Below are 24375 nucleotides of genomic sequence, written 5' to 3'. Positions count from 1 at the left end.
GTTTTTATGCGTTTCGATAAAGCTCTGTTCACCATATTGGTGAGCTCTCGCACCATGTTGGATAGAGCGTAAGTCATAAGGAAAAATGTTTAAAAACAGTAGTTTATTTTATTTTTTCTGAGATTTTTCGTTAGCTCGTTAACAAAGCTTGAACCATTATAGAAACTGACTAGCCTGTCATGAAGCGCTATGAGTGTGCTGGTGAAATAAGCAGGATCGTCTTCTTTCGGTGTAATCATTAAGCTGACTTCAAAGACAGTTTTTCAAAAAAATCATTAAGTTGTAGAGCCGTGACATGCGCCTTGGCGTTAACGCCGATGACACCTTGCGACCTGGTCGTTGCAACTGGGCACGCTTATTGCGTTGCAACTGGCACGCGCGCCCTCAGGCGTCGTGAATACATCGAGTGACGAGGAGAACAACAATGACCGTCGAAGCATCGAGGATGGTGGATAGAGAGGGATTGATCGAGCTGGATGAGGGCAGCGATGTGCGTGACAGCCCGCGCTACAATGCCGACATTGCGCCGACCAAGGCCCACGAGCGTACCTGGTCGAAGTGGAACGTGGCCGCGCTCTGGGTGGGCATGTCGATCTGCGTTCCCACCTATACGCTGGGTGGCGTGCTCACCGCTTACTTTGGTCTGAGCGTCGGTGAGGCACTGTTCGCCATCCTGCTGGCCAACGTGGTGGTACTCATTCCCCTCACCCTGAATGCCTTCCCTGGCACCAAGTTCGGCATTCCCTTTCCCGTGGTGCTGCGTTCGTCGTTTGGCATCCTGGGCTCCAATGTGCCGTGTCTGGTGAGGGCGCTGGTGGGCTGTGGCTGGTTCGGGGTGCAGACCATGTTCGGTGGGCTGGCCATTCACCTGCTGCTGGCGACGATCTTTCCCCCCTGGCAGGCATTGGGTGGGCTAGGCGAGGTGGTTGGCTTCTTCGTATTCGGGGCCATGAACCTGTATGTGGTGATTCGCGGGGCGGAGTCGATCAAGTGGCTCGAGACGCTGGCCGCCCCGCTATTGCTGGCGGTAGCGATTGGCCTGATGTTGTGGGCCTGGCCGCACATGTCGATGACCGAGCTGCTGGCGCAGCCGCCGTCTCGTCCGGAAGGGGCGCCGGTCTATGGTTACTTCTTCGCTGGCCTGACGGCGATGGTCGGTTTCTGGGCCACGCTGTCGCTCAACATTCCCGACTTCAGCCGCTTTGCCAAGAGTCAGAAGGATCAGATCGTCGGCCAGGTATTGGGACTTCCCATGACCATGTTCTTCTTTGCCGCCCTCGGGGTGGTGATGACCGCTGCATCGGAGTCGCTGGTCGGGCAGACGGTCGCTGACCCGGTGAGCCTGATCGGCATGATCGACAACCCGTTCTGGGTCGCCCTGGCCATGCTGATGATCATCATCGCGACCATCTCGACGAATACCGCTGCCAATATCGTGTCGCCGACCAACGACTTCCAGAACGTGGCACCCAAGCTGGTCGATCAGACCCGCGGTGTGCTGATCACTGGCGCCGTAGGGGTGTTGCTGATGGGCTACGATCTACTTCAGAAGGCGGGTGTTATCTCCTCTGGCGTGTCGTTGGAGCAGATGTACTCCAACTGGCTGCTGGGCTATTCGAGTCTGCTGGGGCCCATCGCCGGGATCATGGCGGTGGACTACTTCCTCATCAAGCGTCAGCAGCTCGACGTGCCGAGCCTGTATCAGGATGGGTGTGCGTATCCGGCCGTCAACTGGCCGGGCTTCGTGGCTTTCGGGATTCCCGTGGGCTTGACCGTGATATCGCTACTGACCGGCACCATGTACTGGTTCTATGATTATGGCTGGTTTACCGGTTCGGCATTGGGTGCGGTGATCTACTACGTCGCCAGCCAGCTGATGTCGCCGGTCAACGTCTCGGCAACGGCCGCAGCTATCGAAACTGATCGTATGCCCTGATAGCGTCGCTCAGGCAGTGCATGTGCCGCGCCCTGGCCATTAACGCCGGGGCGCTATTGTGTCGGTTCCCTCGGCAGAGGAGCCGTTGTACCCATTCCGGAGCTAATAATGAAAACATCCGATTATCCGCTTAGCGCAGTACCGGCGAGTCGCCGCAAGGGACTGCTCTCGACCACCATGGTGCTGCTGGGCTTTACCCTATTTACGGCGACGATGTGGGCAGGGGGCTCGCTGGGCACGGCGTTCACCTTCGGTGAGCTGCTGTGGGTGATCACCATCGGCAACCTGCTGCTCGGCGGTTATGCCGCGGCACTGGCCTATATCGCTTGTCGCAGCGGTCTCAACTCGGTGCTGATGGGGCGGTTCTGTTTCGGTGAGCTAGGCAGCAAACTTTCCGATCTGCTGCTCGGCTTCACGCAGATCGGCTGGTATGCCTGGGGGACGGCAACCATCGCGGTGCTGCTGGTGCAGACCACTGCGCTACCTGGTTGGCTGGAGGTGCCGCTGATGGTGCTGTTCGGCATGGCCTTCTGCATTACTGCGATGATCGGTTATCGCGGTCTCGACTGGTTGTCGCGTTTTGCCGTGCCGACCATGCTGCTGTTCATTCTGATCAGCCTCTATACCGGCGTAAGCGATATCGGCGGGCTGGCGGGGCTGGTCGGTCAGACGCCCAGCGACAGCATGAGCTTTGCCGCAGCCGTGACGGTGATCATCGGCACCTTCGTGAGCGGTGGGACCCAGGCCACCAACTGGAGCCGTTTCGCGCGCTCGCCGAAGATCGCGGTGATCGCGACGCTGGCGGCCTTCTGCGTCGGCAACGGCCTGATGGTGCTGACCGGTGCGCTGGGGGCGCTGATCTATCAGCAGGCGGATATCGTAGACGTGATGCTGGCGCAAGGCTTCGTGGTACTGGCGGTCTTGATGCTGTTCCTGAATATCTGGACCACTCAGGACAACACCATCTACAACTTCGCCGTGGCCGGCTGCAATCTGCTGCGGACGCCGCGTCGTCGGCTGGTGACCGCGGTGGGTGCTGCCATCGGTACGCTCTTGGCGGTTGGCGGCATGTACGATCTGTTGATTCCCTATCTGGTACTGCTGGGTACCTTCATACCGCCGATCGGCGGCGTGATCATGGCCGACTTCTGGCTGCGCCATAAGGGGCGCTACCCGTCGCTGGAGACGGCGAGTCCGCCGGCCTTTCATTGGGTGGGGCTGCTGGCCTATGCCGCGGGTTCGCTGGCCGCTTATCTCTCGCCGCTGCTGCCGCCGCTGGTGGGTGTGCTGGTGGCCGTGCTGAGTTATGCGCTGCTACTGCGTTTCGGCGCTGCTACTGCGTTTCGGCGCTGCGGCTGCTCCCGCCCGCCAGCCTGAGTAGCCCTCAAACGACGACGCCCCGCGGAAGCGGGGCGTCGTGACGATGCAGCGGCTGTACGCTTAGATGTCGTCGCCACTGCGGCGTGGTTCTGAATCGCCGGTGCTGGCGATGACGGTGCCGGTTTCGCCGCTCTCGAGCGTGGCCAGCAGGCGCTCGGACTCGCGCTGGAACGCGGCCAGGGCGTCGCCTTCGAGGCTCTGGTTCTCGGGCAGATCGACGCGCATCGGGTCGACCTGGTTGCCGTTGACGATCACCTCATAGTGCAGGTGCGGGCCGGTGCTGCGGCCGGTGTTGCCCGACTTGGCGATTGTTTCGCCCATGTTGACGCGATCGCCGCGGCTGACCAGTGGCTCGGAGAGGTGCAGGTAGCGGGTGCGGTAGCCGTTGTCGTGGCGCACTACCAGGAAGCGCCCCGCCAGCGGGTGGTTGCCTACCTTCTCCACGCGGCCGTCGGCCGGGGCATTGACAGGGGTGCCGATCGGCATCGCCCAGTCGGTGCCATAGTGCGGGCTGACGCGGCCGGTGACCGGGTGCTTGCGGCGCAAGTTGAACGATGAGCTCATGCGGTAGTTGCCGTCGAAGGGGTAGCGGTCGAAGGCAGGGTCGAGGCTTGAGCCATCAGGGGTATAGAAGCGATTGTCGGAGCTGTTGCGCACCACCGTCAGGTCCATACGCGCGCCTTCGTACTTTACCGCCAGTACCCGGGAGTCGAGGCTTTGACCATCGATCAGGTCGGACTCCACCAAGACCTGGAAGCGATCGCCGCGACGGGTGTCACGGCGGAAGTCGAGTTTCTTCTCCAGCAACTTGCTGAGCTGGGCGACTTCGGAGGCGGATAGGCCGGTGGCCTCGGCGGAGCGTCCGAAGCTGCCGCTGACGGTACCGGCAAACAAGCGCTGAGTGGGCTCGCCAGCCTTTTCGATGCTCGACACCTCAAACGCCGTCTCGGGGTCGCGCTCGATCAAAAAGCCGCTGCGCGGATTCTTCATCACGCGCAGCGCCAGGAGTTGACCATCTTCATCGAGCTGGTAGTCGAAATTATGCCCTGCCCGCCAACGGGTCAGTACGTTGCGGTCCGGCATCTTGTCGAGTAGCTGCAGTACTTCACTGTAGCCGAGGCCAAGGGTCTGCTGCGCCATCACGGCAAAGGTATCGCCCTGCTGGACCGTATAGGTTTCCCACTCGGGGACATAGGTCTGCTCGGCAATCAGCTCTTCTTCGAGAAATACGTCGCCATCATCGAACAGCACCAGGGGGCCGTCGAGATAATCTTCATAATCGTAGGCGGTATACGAGGCCAGGGATTCGTCGTCGTAACCGGCGTCCTGCATTGATTCGTCGACCAGTTCCAGGTCGTCGGCCTGGCCCAGGTTGGGCAGGTGCAAAGCGAGGTGCAGGACGTCGGTATCAATCGTTGCCGGCGAGCCTTGATGCTGCTCTTGCTCGTCGTCGATGGATTCCGGAGTAATAGCCGCGACGGGGGGCTGCTCACTGCTTGCCTGGGCCGTGGAGAGCATGTCGATGTCGACGATTTCCTGGGCGGCCAGTTCGGCTATCGGAACATATTGGCGAGTAGCATCCAGGGCATTGCTGGCCATTTGTACCGCGTCTGATACGGCATTGCGCTCGAAATCGAGGGCATCAGAGTCGTGGCTGGCATCGGAATCGAGGGGGATGAATGCCGGGGAGGCGGCGGTGGGGCTCTCGCTTGAACTATCGAAAGCGCCGATGATTTTTTGCGTACCTAGCACAGTAACCATAGTGGCAACAGGGAGTAAAAGTAACTTATGCGTGCGAGGCAGCGAATGAAGAATTCGCAACATGATAACGGCCTTGACTTGTAAGATGAACGTAAAAAGGCACGAGAACCTTACCCCAAGCCGCTTGGGATGCCTAGTCTGTATGGATGTACAGATATTTTGGGCGAGGTTTAGCAACGCTGTTCGACTAACGTCTAGCGGTGGATCATGCTGTAATTTCCCGGCAAAATAGCGCTTATCCCTTTTATTTCGCTTTTGCCGGGACGCAATTCAAGTGGATTATCCTGTCAGACTACCGCTCCGGTAGTCGTTCAGGGCTTGTTCGAGCTCCTCATGGCTGTTCATGACGAAGGGACCGTAGTGCGCGATTGGCTCCTGATGAGGGGTGCCGTAGAGGATCAGTGCCTGGGCGCCGGTACGGCTGGTGAGCGATAGTTGCTGCCCATCCCCCAGCCGTGCCAGGTGTCCGTCGGGGATGCGCTGCTCGCCGATCTCGAGCTCGCCAGCGAACACATAGACGGCAAGCATTGGTGACGTTTGCGCGAGTGATAGCCGGCCATTTTCTTCGACAAGCACATGGGCAACACCGCCACTACCGGCCAACGCGTCGAGTGGTCCGCTAATAGTGTGCTGCGGCTCTGCGCACTGCCATTCACCGCCGAGGGCGATCAGCGTGGCGCGATCACCCTCCAGGCGTGGCATCTCATTGGCGCGTACATCGCGATAGGTCGCCTCGCTGAGCTTGTCCTTGGCGGCCAGGCTCAGCCATAGCTGAAAGGCGCGCAGGCCGTGGTGGTCGGTAAGCGGCATTTCGGAGTGAATAATGCCACGTCCGGTATGCATCCACTGGGCGTCGCCGGCATTGATAGTGCTGGAGTGGCCCATGTGATCTTCATGTGTCAGGCCACCGTGAATCACGTAGGTCAGTGTCTGAATACCGCGGTGCGGATGCGGGGGGAAACCGCCGATATAGTCGTCAGGACGATCCGAGCCAAGCTCGTCGAGCATAAGGAAGGGGTCGATGCCACCACCAAAATCATGGATGCGTTTGATCTTGACGCCGTCACCGTCCTGGCTTGGCTGACTGCGTACAAGGGAAACCGGCTGGCGCATAGTAGAGCGGGTCATAGGGAGCCTCTTTAAAATAGTTGGTGCTAATTACACCAATTATTGATGATGGAGAGGCGTAAGCTGAAGCGCATAGTTTTGCTGTAACTGTTCGAGGAATTCGAAATGTCCCGTGTCACCCTGTCGCAGTGGCAGATGCTGGCTGCCGTGGTTGACCATGGCGGCTTTGCACGTGCCTCCGAGGTCGTCCACAAGAGTCCTTCGACCCTCAACCATGCCGTGCACAAGCTCGAAGAGCAGTTGGGCGTCAAGGTCCTTGAGCCGGTAGGGCGGCAAGTACGGCTGACCGAGGCGGGGGAACTGCTGCTGAGGCGCGCCCGTCAGCTGATCGAAAGTGCCGAAGCCCTGGAGGATGTGGCCGAGAGTTTGGCCGCGGGGCTCGAGGCGGAGATTGTGTTGGCCATCGACCAGCTGTTTCCGCCGGATGCCTTGGCCCGGGCGCTGGATGTGTTCTCGGCCCGCTACCCCGGGGTGCGCGTTCAGCTCCACGAAACGGTGCTCAATGGTGGCATCGAGATGCTCTACGACGGTCGTGCCGATCTGGTGGCGTCTGGCCTGGCGGCCCAGGGGTTTCTTGGCGAGCCGCTGGTGACGGTGCGTTTCATCGCGGTGGCGCACCCCGAGCATCCTCTGCACCGGCTCGGTCGCCCCTTGGATTTGCGCGACCTCAAGCAGCATCGCCAGCTGGTCGTGCGCGACTCGGCCCTGCGTCAGTCGATGGATGCCGGCTGGCTCAAGGCCGAGCAGCGCTGGACGCTGAGTCATCTCAATACCTCGGTAGACATGCTCGAGCGCGGCCTGGGCTTCGCCTGGGTGCCGGAAACCCGTATCTGGCAGGCGCTGGCGCGCGGCACCCTGGCGCCACTGCCGCTTAATGCGGGGGGAGTTCGCGAGGTGCCGATGCAGTTGATTTATCGCGATCGCGACCGCGCTGGCCCCGCCGCTCACGCCATGGCGGAAGCTCTCAGCCAAGCCGTTGCCAGTTGCTGTGAGTCGAGCGTCGATTCGACGCCATCGAATGAGTAAGCGTAAAACTTGCGCTTGAGCGTTGGCGCTTTGCGGGTAGGCTGTAGCCACTCGATTTCGTCAAGACTCGGAGGTGGCCAATGGGCCTGTTGATCGACGGTAAATGGCACGATCAGTGGTATGACACCGACAAGCACGGTGGAGAATTCGTGCGCGAGTCTGCCAAGCTGCGTGACTGGGTGACGGCTGCTGGCGGCGCCGGTCCCGATGGCCAGCCGGGCCTGCCCGCCGAGGCTGGGCGCTACCATCTCTATTTGTCGCTGGCCTGCCCCTGGGCGCATCGCACCATGATCCTGCGCAAGCTCAAGGGGCTCGAGTCCCTGGTCGGGCTCTCCCACGTCAGCCCGCTGATGCTCGATCAAGGCTGGACCTATCGTGAAGATGAAGGCTCGAGCGGTGATCCGATCAAGGGCGTCGATTACCATCATCAGCTCTATACCCTGACCGACTCGCGCTATACCGGCCGTGTCACCGTGCCGGCGCTGTGGGACAAGCAGGGTGAGCGAATCATCAACAACGAGTCTGCCGAACTACTGCGGATGTTCAACGGCGCCTTCGACGCGCTGACCGGCAACCGCCTCGACTTCTACCCGGAGGACCTGCGCGAGACCATCGATGCCGTCAACGCCGACGTCTACGACCATATCAACAATGGCGTCTACAAGTCGGGCTTCGCCACCGAGCAGAAGGTCTATGACAAGCACGTCACAGCGCTATTCGAGGCACTCGACCGCATGGAGTCGCGTCTCGCCGAGCAGCGCTATCTGGCCGGTGAGTGGCTGACCGAAGCCGATATCCGCCTGTTTACCACCCTGGTGCGCTTCGATGCGGTCTATTATGGCCACTTCAAGTGCAACCTCCGGCGCATCGAGGATTACCCGAATCTCTCGAACTACGTGCGTGAGCTCTACCAGTGGCCGGGCATCAAGGAAACGGTGGATTTCGACCATATCAAACGCCACTACTACTATAGCCACGACACCATCAACCCGACGCGCATCGTACCCAAGGGGCCGCTGCTCGACCTTGAGCGCCCCCACGACCGCGAGCGGCTGTCGGGGAAGGGGATTCGCGAGAAGGGGTGATGACGTCTCCCTGTCACACGACGGCCGCGCCCCGGTAGAGGGCGCGGCCGAGTTGCCGGTGGGAGTTAGTACGCGGCATCGGGCTCGTAGAACTCCTCCACGTTATCAGCCGTGATCAGGTCGGCGGCCAGGATCACCCGTGACGGAATGCCGTGATACATGTCGCCCAGGCGTTCGCCCTTGACGCCATGCACGGCCAAAGCAATCGCCGAGGCGATCATATTGGGAGGGTAGGTGACAGTGCCTTTGACCATGGGGTGGTCATCGCGAATCATCTCGATGACCCGCTGCGAGCCGCCACCGCCCACGACGAGCTGGATATCGTCCCGGTCGTTCTCCTCAATCGCCTGCAACGCCGCGACTAGCACATCGTCGTCGCCTGCCCAGATGGCATCCACTTGGGGGTTGCTGCCGAGCAGATCCTCGGTAACGCTCAGCGCCTGCTGGGGGTTCCAGTCGGTGTTCTGGGAGGCCAGGATGTTGATCCCCGGATACTCCTCCATTACCCGATTGAAGGCATCGACGCGCTGGCTGTTGATGGGAATCGGTGGCCCTTCCAGTACCAGGATATCGCCTTCGCCGCCGAGCTCATCGGCGATATAGCGGGCCGCCTGCTCGCCAAGGCCGGGATTGTCGCCGGCCAGGAAGACGTCCTGGGCGGGGATCTCCAGCTCACGATCGACCACTACGGTATAGATGCCCTCTTCATAGGCTTCCGAGATCACCGACTGCAGGGTCGCAGGGTTGTAGGGGAGGATCACCAGCGCATCCAGGTTGCGAATCATCAGGTCTTCCACGTTGGAGACCTGGGCGGTGCCGGAGTTGGCCGAGAGCACCGTGAAGCTGACATCCGGATACTTTTCGCTCAGCTCTTCGGTGGCATGTCGCGCCCACCACAGCAGGCCGGCTGTCCAGCCGTGATCGGCCGAGGGTACCGTGACACCGATGTGGTAGTCATTGGCGCTGGCCAGGCCGGCGGTGCCGGTCAGGGCAGCAGTCAGCGCCGCGGTCTTTATCAGGCGTGAGAAGGTCATTGTTGTTGCTCCCATTTTGTCGTGGGTCGTACATAAGCGGGCGGGGTGCTGACCACGCCCGGGATGGCCGCCCGCCACAGTGAGCCACGGCGACCGAAGATGGCATCAGGGGGCACGCTTGTACTGCAGCAGTACCGCCAGCAGGATCACCGCACCCTTGACCAGTCCCTGCAGGTAGGGAGAGACCCCGGTCAGATTGAGCATGTTGTTGATGATGCCGAGGATCAGGGCGCCGATAACGGTGCCCCATACCGAGCCACGTCCGCCGGACAGCGCGGTGCCGCCGATGACCACTGCGGCGATGGCATCCAGCTCGTAGAAGTAACCGGCGTCGCTGGGGCTCACCGAGTTGAGGCGCGAGGTCAGCATGATCGCCGACAGCCCAACGCAAATCCCGGCGATCACGAAGGTGGAGAGCACGATGCGCTCGACGCGGATGCCCGAGTAACGGGCTACCTGGGGATTGGCACCGACGGCGCAGACATGTCGCCCGTACGCGGTATGGAACAGCAGCACATGGGCGACGATGGCCAGGCCGAAGAACACCCAGACCGGAATCGGCAGGCCCAGGAAGAAGCCTCCGCCTACGTTGGAGAAGATCGGGTTGCGCGTCGTGACTTCGGCGGCATCGGTGAAGTAGAGCGCCAGTGAGCGGAAGATCGACATGCTGGCCAGGGTTACCACGAAGGCGGCGATGCGTCCTCGCGTGACCAGCAGGCCATTGAAGAGTCCCAACAAGGAGCCAGCCACGACCGCTGCCAGCATGGCGAGGATCACCGCCTGGATCGGATCGCTGATGGCGTTGACCACGTAGAGCACGATCACACCCACCAGTGCCACCATCGAGCCCACCGAGAGATCGATGCCGCCGGCGATGATCACGAAGGTCATGCCGATGGCGATGATGCCGGTATAGGAGACCTGGCGCAGCACGTTGGAGATGTTGCGGCTGTTGAGAAAGTATTCGCTGGCCAGGGATGACACGGCGAAGAGCAGAATGAGTGCCACCAGAGGGGCCAGGATAGTGGCGTTCAGTGGAATCCTGCGTAGGGTCTGGGCGACGAGGTTCCCCATCGATTTGGCATTGTGTGACTGGTTCATTTCAACTCCCCACTCGTTCACGGTTGGCGTGCTGCCGCGCGCCAGCGGCATACAGCATGATCTGCTCTTCGTTGATGTCGTCACCGCACAGCTCGACCATCACCCGCCCCTCGCGGATGACCAGCACGCGGTCGGCCATGCCGATGAGCTCCTCGAGCTCGGAAGAGATGACGATGACGGCTTTGCCCTGGTCGGTCAGCTCGCGGATCAGGCGGTAGATCTGCTGCTTGGCACTGATATCGATGCCGCGGGTGGGTTCATCCAGGATCAGGATGTCCGGCTCGATATCGAGGAGCTTGGAGAAGTACACTTTCTGCTGGTTGCCGCCGCTCAGTTGACTCACCGGGGCGGCCAGATTGGCGGCCTTGATCGAGAGCCGCTGCTGGTAGTGCTCGGCCTGGCGGCGTTCGGCGCTATGCTGGATCAGGCCGCGTACATAGCGCTTCAAGCTCAGCGCAGTGATGTTCTGCATCACATTGAAGGAGAGCTGCAGGCCCTTGCCCTGGCGATCCTCTGAGAGGTAGGCCAGGCCGAGTGCGTGGGCTTGGTTGGGCGAGCGGATATCGACGACCTTGCCGTCGATGCACAGCTCGCCACCGTCCCTGCGGCGCAGACCCATGATCGCCTCGGCGATCTCGGTGCGCCCCGCGCCTACCAGACCGGAGAGGCCCAGCACCTCGCCGCGGTGTACCTCCAGGTCGACGTCATGGAGCACGCCCTTGAGGCTCAGGCCGCGCACGCGCAGTGCCGGCGACGTCTCATGAGCCGAGGTAGGGGGCTTGTCGGGGTAGATCTGCGACAGCTCGCGGCCGACCATCTTGCGTGCCATATCCTCCTCGCTGAGCACGCCCATAGCGCACAATTCCACCTGCTGGCCGTCGCGCAGGATCAGTAGGCGATCGCAGAGCTCCTTGACCTCCTTGAGCTTGTGGGAGATGAACATGATCGCCACGCCCCGGGCGACCAGTGCGCGCACCACCTTGAACAGCACCGTTACTTCGCGATCGGTTAGCACCGTGGTCGGTTCGTCGAGGATGATGATGCGCGCATCGTTGACCAGCACCCGGGCCACTTCCACCATCTGCTTCTCGGCGACGCTGAGGCGCTCGATGGGCAGGTCCGGGTTCAGTGCCACCTCCAGCGAGTCGAGCAGCTCCCGGGTGCGACGGCGCATGGCGCCGTGGTCGAGCAGCCCGCCGCGGCGCAGTTCCTGGCCGAGGAAGACGTTCTCGTAGACCCGCAGCGTCGGTACCAGGTTGAACTCCTGGGGGATCATCGCCACGCCGTGGCGGCGTGCCGTGATCGGATCCAGGGCGCTGAATGCCTCGCCGTCCAGATGCACCGTGCCGACGCTAGGGGTATAGATACCGCTGACGATCTTGAGCAGGGTCGACTTGCCGGCACCGTTCTCGCCGAGGATACCGAGTATCTCGCCCGGGGCGATGGAGAGTGAGATATTCTCCAGCACCTGGACGGGGCCGAACACCTTGCCGATGCCCTCGAGGCGCAGGATAGGCTCATCCATTGGGCACCTCCTTCTGCGAGAGGGAGGTCCAGACCCCTGCCGCCTGGCTGGAGGCGAGCGTAGCAGCGATAAAGCGCATGCCGTCGACGCCATCGGCAATTCCGGGCAGCCAGGAAGAGTGTTTGTCGTCGGCCAGGTCGTCGGCCAGCGCCTGGTAGAGATTGGCGAACGCCTCGATGTAGCCCTCCGGATGGCCCCCGGGCAGGCGCACGCCGCGACCGATCTCGGCGCTCAGCGCGTCGTCGCGGCGCGTCAGGCGTTGGCTGGGGCCATTGAGGGGCCTTAGCCACAGCTCGTTGGGTGTCTCTTGGGCCCACTGCAGGCTGGCCCGCTCGCCAATCACGCGGATGCTCAGGGCATTCTCGAAGCCCGGTGCCGTCTGGCTCGCCCACAGCATGCCGCGGGCGCCGCCGTCGAAACGCAGTAGCGCTTGGACATTGTCGTCTAACGAGCGGCCAGGCACCGCGCTGCTCAATTCAGCGCTCACCTGGTTGACTCGCTGGCCGCTGATGAACTGGGCCAGTTGGAAGGCGTGAACGCCGATATCGCCCAGGCAGCCGGCGGCTCCAGCCCGGGCGGGGTCGAGTCGCCAGGCAGCCTGGCGATTGTCGTCGGCGGGCGTCTCGCTAAGCCACTCCTGGACATACTCCACCTGAACGTGACGGATGCTCCCCAGGCCGCCGCCCGCCACCAGCTCCCTGGCATGCTGGACCAGCGGGTAGCCCGCATAGTTGTGGGTCAGCATGAAGCGGCGCTGGCTGGCTGCCGCGGTTCTTGCCAGGCGCTCGGCTTCCTCCAGGGTGAGCGTCATGGGCTTCTCGCAGATCACGTGCAGGCCGGCCTCGAGAGCCGCCATCGCTACTGGAAAGTGCAGGTGGTTGGGGGTGACGATGGCGACCACGTCGGCGCCATCCTTGCGTGCCGTCTCGCCGGCTAGCAGTGTCTCGTGGTTGGTGTAGCAGCGTGTCTTGTCGACGCCCAGCTCACTTGCGGTGGCCAGGTTGCGCTCGGCCTGAGACGAGAAGGCGCCGGCGACCAGCTCGAAGCGATCGTCCAGGCGTGCGGCCATGCGGTGGACGCCGCCGATAAAGGCCCCTTGGCCGCCGCCGATCATGGCCAGGCGCAGGCGTTGTCGTGTTGTGTCGTGCGTCATGGCGGGCTCCTTGCGAGGTGTTGCGTGGGGTTCAATCGAGCCCCAGCAGGGCGCGGTTGGCCTGGCGGTCGGTGCCGGCATCGGCGAAGTCGTCGAAGGCGCGGTCGGTGACTCGGATGATGTGGTCAGTGACGAAGCGTGCTCCCTCGGCGGCGCCCTGCTCGGGGTGCTTGAGGGCGCACTCCCACTCGATCACCGCCCAGCCGTCGAAGTCGTACTGGGCGAGTTTCGAGAAGATGCCTTTGAAGTCGACCTGGCCGTCGCCCAGGGAGCGGAAGCGCCCGGCTCGATCGATCCAATGGCTATAACCGCCGTAGACCCCCTGGCTGGCGGAGGGGTGGAATTCTGCGTCCTTGACATGAAACATGCGGATCCACGGGTGGTAGCGGTCGAGGAAAGCCAGATGGTCGAGCTGCTGCAGGACCATATGCGAAGGGTCGTAGAGCATGCAGCAGCGCGGGTGGTGATCCACCTCCTCCAGGAAACGCTCGAAGGTGGCGCCATCGTGGAGGTCCTCGCCGGGGTGAATTTCGAAGCACAGGTCGACGCCGGCGTCATCGAAGGCATCGAGGATCGGACGCCAGCGCCTGGCCAGCTCGGCGAAACCTTCTTCGACCAGCCCGGCGGGGCGCTGGGGCCAGGGATACAGGAAGGGCCACAGCAGCGAGCCGGAAAACGTGGCGTGGGCACTTAGCCCCAGGTTGGCGCTGGCGCGAGCCGCCAGCTTGAGTTGCTGCACCGCCCAGGCCTGGCGCGCCACAGAATCGCCGCGGAGCTCGGCCGGGGCAAAGCCGTCGAACACCCTGTCGTAGACCGGGTGTACCGCCACCAGCTGCCCTTGCAGATGGGTCGAGAGCTCGGTGATCTCCAGACCATGCTCGGCCAGCAGCGCCTGGATCTCACGGCAGTATTCAGGACTCTCCGCCGCTTGCTCGAGATCGAATAGCCGCTTGTCGGCGGTGGGTATCTGCACCCCCTTGAAGCCGAGCGACGCCGCCCAGGGGGCGAGATGCGCCAGGCTGTCGAAGGGGAACTCGTCGCCCACATACTGAGCAAGGAAGAGTGCCGGCCCCTTGATAGTCTTCATCGTGCTGCACCTCGTGATTTGGATGTGTGTGGTCTGGGCGAGAAATGTCGTTGAGCTAAAATGTAATGGATTACATATCAGCAGAGAGGGCGTAGAGGGTCAAGCCAGATGAGGGGATGCGGGGGGAGGGGAGCTCGCGGGCGTAACTTCCCGAAAGTAAAACGTTTTCAGGCTAGGCTATGGCGTGCAAGCCGCTGTTTTTTAGACTAATGGATGAGCGGCGGGCCGAGGGCATATGTTGATGAACATAGCGCAAAGGATTGGCGGCTATTGACCGAAGGGAGGCTGGTGCGGATGGCTATGTCTGTGCAAAGCTTTACATTGTGTGGGAAGAGAAGCACAGCCTTGGCTGACTTCCGGGGCATTACCTCCATCAGGACAATCGCGATATGCTACGCGCCAAGGTATCTGGCAAGCGAAACCACTTAATGCCCACCATCAAAGATGTCGCCCGGGTTGCGGGCTGCTCTACGGCGACGGTATCCCGTGCCTTGGCCAACCCCGAGAAGGTCAGTGACACGACGCGTGAGCGGGTCGCCCTGGCCATCGCAGAAGTTGGCTATGCGCCCAACGTCGCGGCGCGTAACCTGAGGCGCGCCGAGTCGAAGACCATCGTTGCGCTGCTGCCGGATATCTCCAATCCCTTCTTTTCCGAGATCATCAACGGCATGGAGGAGGTCGCTCATCAGGCCGGCTATCAGGTGCTGATCGGTGACTGTGAGCATGATCCGGCACGTGCGGAGGCTTACTTCGAACTGCTGCCTACCAATCAGGCCGACGGCATCTTGCTGCTGACCGCAGAGGTGCCCGCGGTGCTTGTCCGGCAGGCCGATGGGCAGTCCAGCTTTCCCCTGGTAATGGCCTGTGAGTTCTTTACCGACATCGATCTGCCCACCGTTGCCATCGATAACCACCAGGCCGCCTGTCACGCCATCGACTATCTGATCTCGTTGGGCCATCGACGCATTGCCACCCTTAGCGGCCCCGCCGCCAACCCGATCTGTAAAGAGCGGGTCAGGGGGTATAGAGGCACTCTGGCTGCCCATGGTCTGAGCGCCGAGGCACATATCGTGGAGGGCGATTTCGGCTTTCGCTCTGGCTATCAGCAGGGACTGGCGCTGCTCGATCCTGCCCAAGCCCGCCCTACGGCTATCTTCTGTCACAGCGACGAGATGGCCATCGGCGTGCTCAAGGCCGCCCGCCAACTCGGCCTGGCGGTGCCCGGTCAACTGTCGGTGGTTGGCTTCGATAACATCGGCTTTAGCGAATACTGTGAACCGGAACTGACCACCATAAGCCAGCCGCGCAACGAGATCGGGCAGCAGGCGATGCAGCTGCTACTGGGCCTGATGCGGGACAAGCCGGTGGTCAGGCATCAGACGTTGAGCACCCAACTGATCGTGCGCAAGAGCACCGGCCGCGCGGAAGGGTGAGTCCTTATCTCTGCTTCGCCAGCCAGCGATCCAGCGCATTGGCGAACTCGCGGCGGTCGATGTCGGAGTAGCCCTTGGGCCCGCCGGTGTGTTCGCCGCTGGCGCGCAGGGTTTCCATAAAGTCCCGCATCTGTACCCGCGCCTTTATATTGCTCTTGTCGAGCATCTCGCCGCGGCTGGTCATCACCGCGGCGCCCTTGTCGATGGCTTCCAGGGCCAGCGGCAGATCCGAGCTGATCAGCAGATCACCGGCCTCCAGCCGAGCGACGATCTCATCGTCGGCGGCATCGAAGCCGCTGGCCACCGCCAACGACTTGACCCAGCGTGACGGCGGCAGTGGAATCTGATGATTGGCCACGAACCAGGTGGGGGTATCGGTACGCTCGGCGGCACGCACGATAATCTCGCGGGCCACCTTGGGGCAGGCATCGGCGTCGATCCACAGGGTCGGCATGAGGGCTCCTGACAAGGGCTTGATAGGGCGGACTGAAAAAGCGGCGGCGAAAAGGCTGGCCAGGCTCGGGCGGCGATGATAGCATGCGCGCTCCTCGCATGTGTTGACCCCACCATCGTAACGGTTCGTCGCTCATCGCTGCTTGATTCGATGATGCTGCACGACGCTTTGCAGGACGCCAGATGCGTCCGACTATGTAGATGGAGCGCCCAAGTACGCGGATCGTCATTCCGCAGGCGCAAACGGTCGCCACAGCGGTTCGCCGAGGGTCTGATGTGAGCTACGGCTCGCCATGGCCCGAGTCGATTCGGCCGCGCCGAATCTTCACACGTGAACCGGATGCCAGGTGCGACCGGTGTCCCAGACTCCGCCCGTGATGCCCCAAGGGGCAGAGCAGATCGCTTCCAGCGATCGGTTGATCAATGGGATCAGGGACACCACCAAACTCTGTTGCCGGTAACGACCGGCCTACCAAGGTGTGATTGATGACCTCGACTTCTGTCGCTTCGCCGAGCTTCGGCGATCTTGCTCTGTTGCCTGCCGTTCTCTCCGCTGTGGAAACACTGGGCTACGAAACCCCTTCGCCGATCCAGCTGCAGACCATTCCTGCGCTGCTGGAAGGGCGTGACATGCTGGGCCAGGCCCAGACCGGCACCGGCAAGACCGCTGCCTTCGCACTGCCGATCCTGTCTCGGCTGGAGCTGACCCGTCGTGAACCCCAGGTGCTGGTCATGGCCCCGACCCGTGAGCTGGCCCAGCAGGTTGCCATGTCGTTCAGCAAGTACGGCCAGAACCTCAAGGGTCTGGAAGTGGCGACGCTGTGCGGCGGCCAGGAGTATCGCGAGCAGCTAGGCGCGCTGAAGCGTGGCGCCCAGGTCGTGGTCGGCACCCCCGGTCGCATCATCGATCACCTCGATCGCGGCAGCCTCAAGCTAGACGGCCTCTCCGCGCTGGTGCTCGACGAAGCCGACGAGATGCTGCGCATGGGCTTTATCGATGACGTCAAGCGCGTCGTCGCCGACACCCCCAAGGATGCCCAGCGGGTATTCTTCTCGGCGACCCTGCCGACCGAGATCGAGCGTATTGTCAATCGCTACCTGGTCGACCCGGTCAAGGTGGCCATCGAGGCCAGCGCCGGCACCGCAGCCAGCATCGACCAGCGCATGGTGCGCGTCGACGGTGGCGCCAAGCTGGAAGCGCTGGCGCGTATTCTCGAGGTCGAGCCGGTCGACGGGGCCATCGTCTTCGTGCGTACCCGTGCCGCCTGTACCACTCTGGTCGAGCAGCTCACCGCGCGCGGCGTCAATGCCGCTGGCCTGTCGGGCGATCTCGACCAGAGCCTGCGCGAGCGCACCATTACACGCCTCAAGCGTGGCAAGGTCGATGTGCTGATCGCCACCGACGTGGCCGCTCGTGGTCTTGACGTGTCGCGCATTACCCACGTCATCAACTACGACCTGCCGCAGGACAGCGAGGCCTATACCCACCGTATCGGGCGTACCGGCCGCGCTGGTCGTACCGGCATCGCGATCACCTTCGTCGCGTTCCGCGAGACCCGCAAGGTACGTTGGATGGAGCAGGCCACCGGTCAGCACATGGCCGAGATGCCGGTGCCCGACGAGGCGGCGATCCGTGCTCACCGCGACGAGGCATTCTCTCAGCGCGTGCAGGGCATGATCACCTCCGGTGCCGACGAGCAGAAAGCGCTGATCGAGCGGCTGGTGGCTGAAGGTCACGACCCGGTCGAACTGGCCTGCGTGTTCGCTGCCATGGCGCGCGCCGACGAAGCACCGATTGGCCGCGTCCAGGCGCCCCGCGCCGAGCGCGCCAGTGACCGCGCCCCGCGTGACGGCAAGCCCAAGCGTCGCGAAAGCGCCCCGCGTGAAGGCATGACCCGCTACCGTGTCGCGGTGGGTCACAAGGATGGCGTCAAGCCCGGCCAGCTAGTCGGTGCCTTGGCCAACGAAGGCGGTATCGAAGGCGCGCGTATCGGCCGCATCGATATTCGTAACGCCTTCTCGGTGGTCGAGCTGCCTAGCTCGCTGCCGCCCAGCATCCTGGCCAAGATGGCACGCGCCCGTGTCGCCGGTCGCCCGCTGGAGATCAGCGAAGACCAGGGCACCCCGGAGCGCGCACCGCGCCGCCGCAGCGACGGTGACGCACCGATTCGCCGCACCAGCGCCTGATACCGCGACCGCCATCTAGGCGGTCAGGTGAGGCAGTAACACGGGCCGGGGACAATGTCCCCGGCCCGTGTCGTTTTAGGGCGGTCCGATAGCCGCGCCTGCTTGTTGAGCATGTTGCACATAAGGGCCTTATGTTTAACATGTCGACTGGTCGACGCCTGATGCGTCATCGTCTCACTGCATAGGGATATCTCATGTCCACGCTTAAGCTCGGGTTGGTCGGGGTTGGCAAGATTGTCCGTGATCAGCATCTCCCCGCCATCGACGCCGACCCCCGCTGGCGGCTGGCGGCTACCGCCGACCCATTTGCACGCCTAGATGGCGTGCCAGCCTATGACTCCCTGGCGGAGATGCTGGAGGCCCAGCCCGAGCTGGATGCGGTGGCCATCTGCACGCCGACTCATCTGCGCCACTCTCAGGCGCGGCTGGCTCTGGAGGCGGGCAAGGCGGTACTGCTGGAGAAACCGCCCGGGGCCACCCTGAGCGAGGTGGAGGATCTGCAGGCGCTGGCCGAGGCGCGTCGTTTGACGCTGTTCGCGGCCTGGCATTCGCGCTTTGCCCCGGGGGTGGCGCAGGCGAAGCAGTGGTTGGCGGAGCGGCGCATTCAGCGCGTGGTAATCGAGTGGCGCGAGGACGTGCGCGTATGGCACCCGGGCCAGGCGTGGATCTGGCAGCCCGGTGGCATGGGCGTCTTCGACCCCGGCATCAATGCGCTGTCGATTGCCACCGAGATCCTGCCGCGGGCCTTCTTCCTGCGCGAGGGTCAGTTGGCGATGCCCGACAACTGCCAGACGCCGATCGCTGCTACGCTGCGCTTCCAGGATGCCGACGAGGTGCCACTTGAAGTGACCTTCGATTTTCGCCACCAGGGCGACGAAGTGTGGGATATCCATATCGAGTGCGATGACGGTCGCCTGAGCCTAACCCAGGGAGGTTGCCGCTTGAGTGTCGCTGACCGGGTGCTGGTGGAGGCGCCGGAGCGTGAATACCCGGGACTCTACGCTCACTTCGCGGAGCTGGTCGACGCGAATGCAAGCGATGTCGATGTGGCACCGCTACGCCATGTTGCCGACGCCTTCCTCTACGCGCATCGCCAGCGTGTGGCAGCTTTCAGCGAGTGATGCGGGAGTGGGCGATCAGCTCACGCAGGGTCTTCATCAGGGTGCCAGCGCCGGGAGACAAGCGGCGCTGGCGTAGGCTCACCAGCCCATAGGGCTGGACACTGAGCTGCTCGCTGAAGGGCAGGACGCGGAAGCGCGGTGGGGCGCACAGCAACTCGGCGACTTCGCGTGTGGTGACGGTGATGGTGTCCGACTTATCGACCAGTGCCAGCGAGACCAGTACATCGGGGGTGTCGACGATCTGGCGCGGAGGCGTCACGCCATGGTGCAGGAACAGGCTGTCGACCCGTTGGCGCATCAAGGCACCTACCGGCTGCAGCGACCAGGGATAAACGGCCATCGTCTCCAGCGTCAGCGCTGTCTGCCCCGTCAGCGGATGGCCCTGGCGACACACGAAGCATAGGTCCTCCTCGCCGATCTCTTCGAACACGAAATGCTCCGCTTGAAAACCTGCCGGGATACGGGTGATGGCGAAATCGAGCTCGCCCTCCAGCAGACGCGGAACCAGCATCTTGCTGACACCCACCTCGACCCCGATCTTGAGCGCTGGCAGATCACGGTGAACGCGCTCGATGGCGCTGGTCAGTAGCGTTACCGCTGGCGCCATCACCGTACCGATCGTCACCGTACCGGCATTGCCAACGTGCAACGCGTTCAACTCCTCGCCGGTGTGGCGCAGCTCCGACAGCATGTTGCGGGCATGGCGCACCATGACCTCGCCGTACCAATTTGGCGTCAGCCCGCGGGCATGGCGCTCGAAGAGACGCACCTCCAGCCGGGCCTCCAGGTCAGTGAGCAATTTCGATGCTGCCGGTTGACTCATGGCCAGGCGGGCGGCGGCACGGTGCAGGTTGCGCTCTTCGTCAAGGGCCAAAAATAGCTGCAGATGACGCAACTTTAGTCGTGCGCCTAGAAACCACTCCTCGTCGAGCATGCCCATGAGATCGGCCTCCACCGGTTTGTGATAACCATACTCATATCAAATATTGATCAATTACGTATTAGCTGGTTATCAACCAGCTGTCTAGTTTAAAGCGGCCCATGGCGAGACTCGCTCGCTTGGCGATTACAACAAGACGCTTTTGGAGAGCATAGGAGAGGGACATGCCAATCAGCACAACACTTACCCGCCTGGTACTCGGCAGTGCCGTCATGATGACGGCGCTGGGCAGCGCCCATGCGCAGGATGACGAGGTCAAAATCGGCTTTATCGTCAAGCAGCCCGAGCAGGCCTGGTTCATCAACGAGCAGCGGGCTGCCACCGAACGCGGCGAAGAGCTCGGCTTTAGCGTGGTACGTCAGGGCGGCAGAGATGGGCAGGAGGTACTCAGCGCCATCGACAACCTCTACTCCCAGGGTGCCCAGGGCTTCGTCATCTGTCCGCCGGACGTGCGGCTGGGAGCGGCGATCATGAATCGTGCCAACCAGTACGACATGAAGGTGATCACGGTGGACGATCAGTTCGTCGACTCGAGCGGCGAGCCGATGGAGGGCGTGCCCCACCTGGGGATGTCCGGCACCAAGATCGGCCTCCAGGTCGGCGAGGCGATCGCTGCGGAGATGGAGGCGCGTGGCTGGGATCCCCAGGAAGTCGGTGCCCTGCGCATTACCAACAATGAGCTGCCCACGGCGGTGGAGCGTACCGATGGCGCCACCCAGGCGCTACTGGAGTGGGGCTTCCCCGAGGATAATATCTTCGATGCGCCTCAGCAGAGCACCGATACCAGTGGCGCCTTCTCGGCGGCTTCGCCGGTACTCTCCCAGCGCGGTGACTTCGAGCACTGGATCATCTATGCCCTCAATGAAGAGAGCGTCCTCGGCGGGGTGCGTGCCACCGAGCAGTACGGCCTGGCACCCGAGAGCGTGATCGGTGTCGGCATCAATGGCTCCGGTGCGGCGTTCGCCGAGTTTTCCCGCAGCAATCCCACCGGCTTCCACGGCACCGTGGCGGTCAGTTCCACCATGCACGGTCGCCAGACCGCAGAAGATCTCTACCACTGGATTACCGAGGGTGAAGAGCCGCCGGCCAATACCGAGACGTCCGGGACTCTGATGACCCGCGACAACTGGCAGGACGTGCGCCAAGAGCTCGGTCTGTGATGTCACGCCCGGGCCGTGGCGGCCCGGGACACGGACTCTGTGGAGTGAATCCCTATGTCTGACCCCTTTCTTCGCTTCGATACCATCAGCGTTGAGTTCCCCGGTGTGCGCGCACTGGATGGTGTTAGCTTCGCCGCCCATGCCGGCCAGGTGCACGCCCTGATGGGCGAGAACGGTGCCGGCAAGTCGACGCTGCTCAAGGTACTCAGCGGCATCAACCGGGTGACCGAGGGTGCCCTGTGGATCGATGGCCGACGCCATGTCTTCGCCAACGCCCGCGAGGCGTTGGCTCAAGGGATTGCCATTATCTATCAGGAGCTGACCCTGTCGCCGAACATGACGGTGGCCGAAAACCTGCTGCTGGGCCAGCTCCCCACCCGTAATGGTTTCATCAAGCGCCGCCAGCTGCGCGAACGAGCGCTGGCGATCCTTGCCGATCTCGGCGAGGGCGACATTCATCCCTCGACCAAGGTCCGCGAGCTGTCCATTGGCCAGCAGCAGATGATCGAGATTGGTCGTGCGCTGCTCCGCAACGCCAAGATTATCGCCTTCGACGAGCCCACCAGCAGTCTCTCCGTGCAGGAGATTCGACAGCTCAAGCGCATCGTCAAGCGGTTGCGCGACGAAGGCCGAGTGGTGCTCTACGTCACCCATCGCATGGAGGAGGTGTTCGAGATGTGCGATGCGGTGACCATCTTCCGCGACGGTCGCCACATCCGCACTCATGAGGACATGACCAGCCTAAATCACGACATCCTGGTCAGTGAAATGGTCGGCCGCGATATCGAGGACGTCTATGGCTACCGTACCCGCCAGCAGGGGGAGGTGGTGCTGGAGGTGGATGCCATCGAGGGCCGCGGGCTCAAGGCGCCGGTGAGTTTCGCGGTCAAGCGCGGCGAAGTGTTCGGCCTGTTCGGTCTGGTCGGGGCCGGGCGCAGTGAGCTGCTGCGGCTGGTGTGCGGCGTCGAGTCGCCAAAAGCCGGGGCGGTGCGTTTCAACGGCGAAGCGCGACGCTTCAAGAGCCCCGGCGAGGCGATTCGCGCAGGCATCGCCATGTGCCCAGAGGATCGCAAGTCCCAAGGCATCTTTCCCATCGCCAGCGTGGCCGACAACCTGAATATCAGCTGTCGCCGCTTTTTCACGCGCTGGGGGGCCTTTCGCCATCCGCGACGCGAGCGTGCCAATGCCGAAGAGTATATCCGTCGGCTGAGCGTCAAGACGCCCGGCCCTCGCGCCGCCATCGGCACCCTGTCGGGGGGCAACCAGCAGAAAGTCATCCTCGCCCGCTGGCTGGCCGAAGAGATCGACCTGTTCGTGATGGATGAACCGACCCGCGGCATCGACGTGGGTGCCCGACGGGATATCTACACCCTGCTCTACGACCTGGCCGAACAGGGCAAGAGCGTGGTGGTGATCTCCAGCGATCTGGCCGAGGTCAGCTCGATCTGCGACCGCATTGCGGTGATGCGCGATGGCGTATTGGTTGACGTGGTAGCTCGGGATGAGGCCACGCCCGAACGCCTTCTGGGGCTGGCGCTGCCAGCCTGATTCGTCACTCTTTTCAGGAATCGTCGTTATGACAACCAACAAACTGAGACAAGCCGCTGGCGAGTCTCTGCCGGAGCGCCCGGCGGGGCGTCAGGGGTTGATCAAGCCGTTGCGTACGCTGCTCGATACGTCGGGTTTGATCGCCATTTTTCTGCTGCTGTTCGTGGCCCTGGCGGTATTCATTCCCGACTTTCTTACCGGCCGCAACATGGTCGGGCTACTGCTCTCGATCACCCTGATCGGCAGTCTGGCCACCACCATGATGCTGGTGCTGGCGCTGGGCGAGGTCGATCTGTCGGTGGCGTCCACGGTGGCTTTCGCCGGGGTAGTGGCGGCGGTCGTCACCACAATGTCCGGCAGTGTCTTTATCGGCGTGATGGGTGGCATCGCTGCCGGTGGCGCGGTGGGGATATTCAATGGCCTGGTGATCGCCAAGTTCGGCATCAACTCCCTGATCGCTACCCTGGCGGCGATGGAATTCGTGCGCGGCCTGGCCTATATCACCTCCGGCGGCGACGCGGTGATGATCACCGTGCCTGCCTTCTTCGATCTGGGCAGCGCCTCCTTTCTTGGCTTGACGCTGCCGGTCTGGACCATGCTCGCCTGCTTCGTGATCTTTGGCGTGGTGCTCAACATGACCGCCTTCGGGCGTAACGTGCTGGCGACCGGTGGCAACTCCGAAGCGGCGGCCCTGGCCGGGGTCAACGTGCGCAGACTCAAGATCATCGTGTTTGGCCTGCAGGGCGTGGTGGCCGGCATCGTCGGCGTGCTGCTGGCCTCGCGCATGGGGCTCGGCGACCCCAACACCTCCATGGGCCTGGAACTGGCGGTGATCTCGGCCTGTGTGCTGGGTGGGGTGGCGCTGTCCGGCGGCGTTGCCACCATCACCGGCGTGGTGGTCGGGGTGCTGATCATGGGCTGTGTGCAAAATGCCATGGGGCTGCTCAATGTGCCGACCTTCTATCAGTACCTGGTGCGTGGCGCCATCCTGCTGTTGGCGGTGATGTTCGACCGCTGGAAGCAGACCCGCCGCCAGCGTGCCTGACCCCCATTACCGGAGACTTTCCCATGACCGACCGCCAGCGTCCGCTGCGTTCTGCTCAATGGTTCGGCAGCGCCGACAAGAACGGCTTCATGTACCGCAGCTGGATGAAGAACCAGGGCATCCCCGACCACGAATTCCAGGGCAAGCCGATCATCGGCATCTGCAATACCTGGTCGGAACTGACGCCGTGCAATGCCCATTTCCGCAAGCTCGCCGAGCACGTCAAGCAGGGCGTGCTGGAGGCCGGCGGCTATCCCGTTGAGTTCCCGGTA

20 protein-coding genes are annotated in these 24375 nt (G+C 62.7%); 11 read left to right on the top strand and 9 right to left on the bottom strand.

Features of this window, described 5'->3' with window-relative positions:
* The first annotated feature begins 424 nt into the window (after nucleotides 1-424).
* Both IEI94_RS13335 and codB read left to right on the top strand, forming a co-directional pair.
* Nucleotides 425-1936: an NCS1 family nucleobase:cation symporter-1 gene (locus tag IEI94_RS13335; RefSeq protein ID WP_191167795.1), complete on the top strand. Its 1512-nt coding sequence runs from the start codon at nucleotides 425-427 to the stop codon at nucleotides 1934-1936.
* Between the two features lie 108 nt (nucleotides 1937-2044).
* On the top strand, nucleotides 2045-3313 hold the full coding sequence (gene codB, locus IEI94_RS13330) for a cytosine permease (protein ID WP_191167794.1): 1269 nt from the start codon (nucleotides 2045-2047) through the stop codon (nucleotides 3311-3313).
* Nucleotides 3314-3376: 63 nt separating this feature from the next.
* Here the strand turns inward: codB and IEI94_RS13325 are convergent, their stop codons facing one another.
* On the bottom strand, nucleotides 3377-5140 hold the full coding sequence (locus tag IEI94_RS13325; protein ID WP_191167793.1) for a peptidoglycan DD-metalloendopeptidase family protein: 1764 nt from the start codon (nucleotides 5138-5140) through the stop codon (nucleotides 3377-3379).
* Between the two features lie 216 nt (nucleotides 5141-5356).
* A complete protein-coding gene (locus IEI94_RS13320; RefSeq protein WP_191167792.1) occupies nucleotides 5357-6205 on the bottom strand; it encodes a pirin family protein in 849 nt (282 codons plus the stop codon).
* A gap of 105 nt (nucleotides 6206-6310) precedes the next feature.
* On the opposite strand from IEI94_RS13320, the gene IEI94_RS13315 reads away from it, so the two are divergent.
* On the top strand, nucleotides 6311-7231 hold the full coding sequence (locus IEI94_RS13315) for a LysR family transcriptional regulator (RefSeq protein WP_191167791.1): 921 nt from the start codon (nucleotides 6311-6313) through the stop codon (nucleotides 7229-7231).
* An 80-nt stretch (nucleotides 7232-7311) separates the two neighbouring features.
* Complete coding sequence (locus IEI94_RS13310; protein ID WP_191167790.1) at nucleotides 7312-8316, top strand: glutathione S-transferase family protein; 1005 nt, start codon at nucleotides 7312-7314, stop codon at nucleotides 8314-8316.
* Nucleotides 8317-8381: 65 nt separating this feature from the next.
* Here the strand turns inward: IEI94_RS13310 and IEI94_RS13305 are convergent, their stop codons facing one another.
* The 5 genes from IEI94_RS13305 to IEI94_RS13285 form a co-directional block, all read right to left on the bottom strand.
* Nucleotides 8382-9350, bottom strand: a complete 969-nt coding sequence (locus IEI94_RS13305) for a substrate-binding domain-containing protein (protein ID WP_191167789.1) — start codon at nucleotides 9348-9350, stop codon at nucleotides 8382-8384.
* 105 nt (nucleotides 9351-9455) lie between these two features.
* On the bottom strand, nucleotides 9456-10451 hold the full coding sequence (locus IEI94_RS13300; protein ID WP_191167788.1) for an ABC transporter permease: 996 nt from the start codon (nucleotides 10449-10451) through the stop codon (nucleotides 9456-9458).
* A gap of 1 nt (nucleotide 10452) precedes the next feature.
* Nucleotides 10453-11976, bottom strand: coding sequence for a sugar ABC transporter ATP-binding protein (locus IEI94_RS13295; protein WP_191167787.1), 1524 nt, complete (start codon nucleotides 11974-11976; stop codon nucleotides 10453-10455).
* A complete protein-coding gene (locus IEI94_RS13290; protein WP_224750129.1) occupies nucleotides 11969-13129 on the bottom strand; it encodes a Gfo/Idh/MocA family protein in 1161 nt (386 codons plus the stop codon). Before IEI94_RS13290 ends, IEI94_RS13295 begins: the two co-directional genes overlap by 8 nt.
* Nucleotides 13130-13160: 31 nt before the next feature.
* Nucleotides 13161-14216, bottom strand: a complete 1056-nt coding sequence (locus IEI94_RS13285; RefSeq protein WP_191167786.1) for a sugar phosphate isomerase/epimerase family protein — start codon at nucleotides 14214-14216, stop codon at nucleotides 13161-13163.
* A gap of 428 nt (nucleotides 14217-14644) precedes the next feature.
* Between IEI94_RS13285 and IEI94_RS13280 the strand changes: the two genes are divergently transcribed.
* Nucleotides 14645-15649: a LacI family DNA-binding transcriptional regulator gene (locus tag IEI94_RS13280; protein ID WP_191167785.1), complete on the top strand. Its 1005-nt coding sequence runs from the start codon at nucleotides 14645-14647 to the stop codon at nucleotides 15647-15649.
* A 4-nt stretch (nucleotides 15650-15653) separates the two neighbouring features.
* Here the strand turns inward: IEI94_RS13280 and IEI94_RS13275 are convergent, their stop codons facing one another.
* On the bottom strand, nucleotides 15654-16103 hold the full coding sequence (locus tag IEI94_RS13275; RefSeq protein ID WP_191167784.1) for a YaiI/YqxD family protein: 450 nt from the start codon (nucleotides 16101-16103) through the stop codon (nucleotides 15654-15656).
* A gap of 485 nt (nucleotides 16104-16588) precedes the next feature.
* Here IEI94_RS13275 and IEI94_RS13270 point away from each other — a divergent pair, with 485 nt between their 5' ends.
* Entirely contained in the window at nucleotides 16589-18289 is a 1701-nt protein-coding gene (locus IEI94_RS13270; protein WP_191167783.1) for a DEAD/DEAH box helicase, read from the top strand.
* Between the two features lie 194 nt (nucleotides 18290-18483).
* A complete protein-coding gene (locus IEI94_RS13265) occupies nucleotides 18484-19410 on the top strand; it encodes a Gfo/Idh/MocA family protein (protein ID WP_191167782.1) in 927 nt (308 codons plus the stop codon).
* On the opposite strand, the gene IEI94_RS13260 is transcribed toward IEI94_RS13265, so the two are convergent.
* Nucleotides 19400-20350, bottom strand: a complete 951-nt coding sequence (locus IEI94_RS13260) for a LysR substrate-binding domain-containing protein (protein WP_191167781.1) — start codon at nucleotides 20348-20350, stop codon at nucleotides 19400-19402. The two genes, IEI94_RS13265 and IEI94_RS13260, sit on opposite strands and share 11 nt — an antisense overlap.
* Before the next feature lie 164 nt (nucleotides 20351-20514).
* Between IEI94_RS13260 and IEI94_RS13255 the strand changes: the two genes are divergently transcribed.
* The 4 genes from IEI94_RS13255 to IEI94_RS13240 all read left to right on the top strand — a co-directional run.
* Nucleotides 20515-21510, top strand: coding sequence for an arabinose ABC transporter substrate-binding protein (locus IEI94_RS13255; RefSeq protein WP_191167780.1), 996 nt, complete (start codon nucleotides 20515-20517; stop codon nucleotides 21508-21510).
* Nucleotides 21511-21564: 54 nt separating this feature from the next.
* Complete coding sequence (araG, locus tag IEI94_RS13250) at nucleotides 21565-23058, top strand: L-arabinose ABC transporter ATP-binding protein AraG (protein ID WP_191167779.1); 1494 nt, start codon at nucleotides 21565-21567, stop codon at nucleotides 23056-23058.
* A gap of 28 nt (nucleotides 23059-23086) precedes the next feature.
* Nucleotides 23087-24103: an L-arabinose ABC transporter permease AraH gene (gene araH / locus IEI94_RS13245; RefSeq protein ID WP_191167778.1), complete on the top strand. Its 1017-nt coding sequence runs from the start codon at nucleotides 23087-23089 to the stop codon at nucleotides 24101-24103.
* Nucleotides 24104-24126: 23 nt separating this feature from the next.
* Nucleotides 24127-24375, top strand: a 249-nt coding sequence (locus IEI94_RS13240) for a dihydroxy-acid dehydratase (RefSeq protein WP_191169581.1), incomplete at its 3' end; no start/stop codon positions are given.

It is taken from the genome of Halomonas sp. ML-15, from assembly GCF_014779595.1.
GTDB lineage: Bacteria > Pseudomonadota > Gammaproteobacteria > Pseudomonadales > Halomonadaceae > Franzmannia.
Note: the sequence above shows the minus strand (reverse complement) of the source record. Positions and strands in the feature narration are given on the sequence as shown.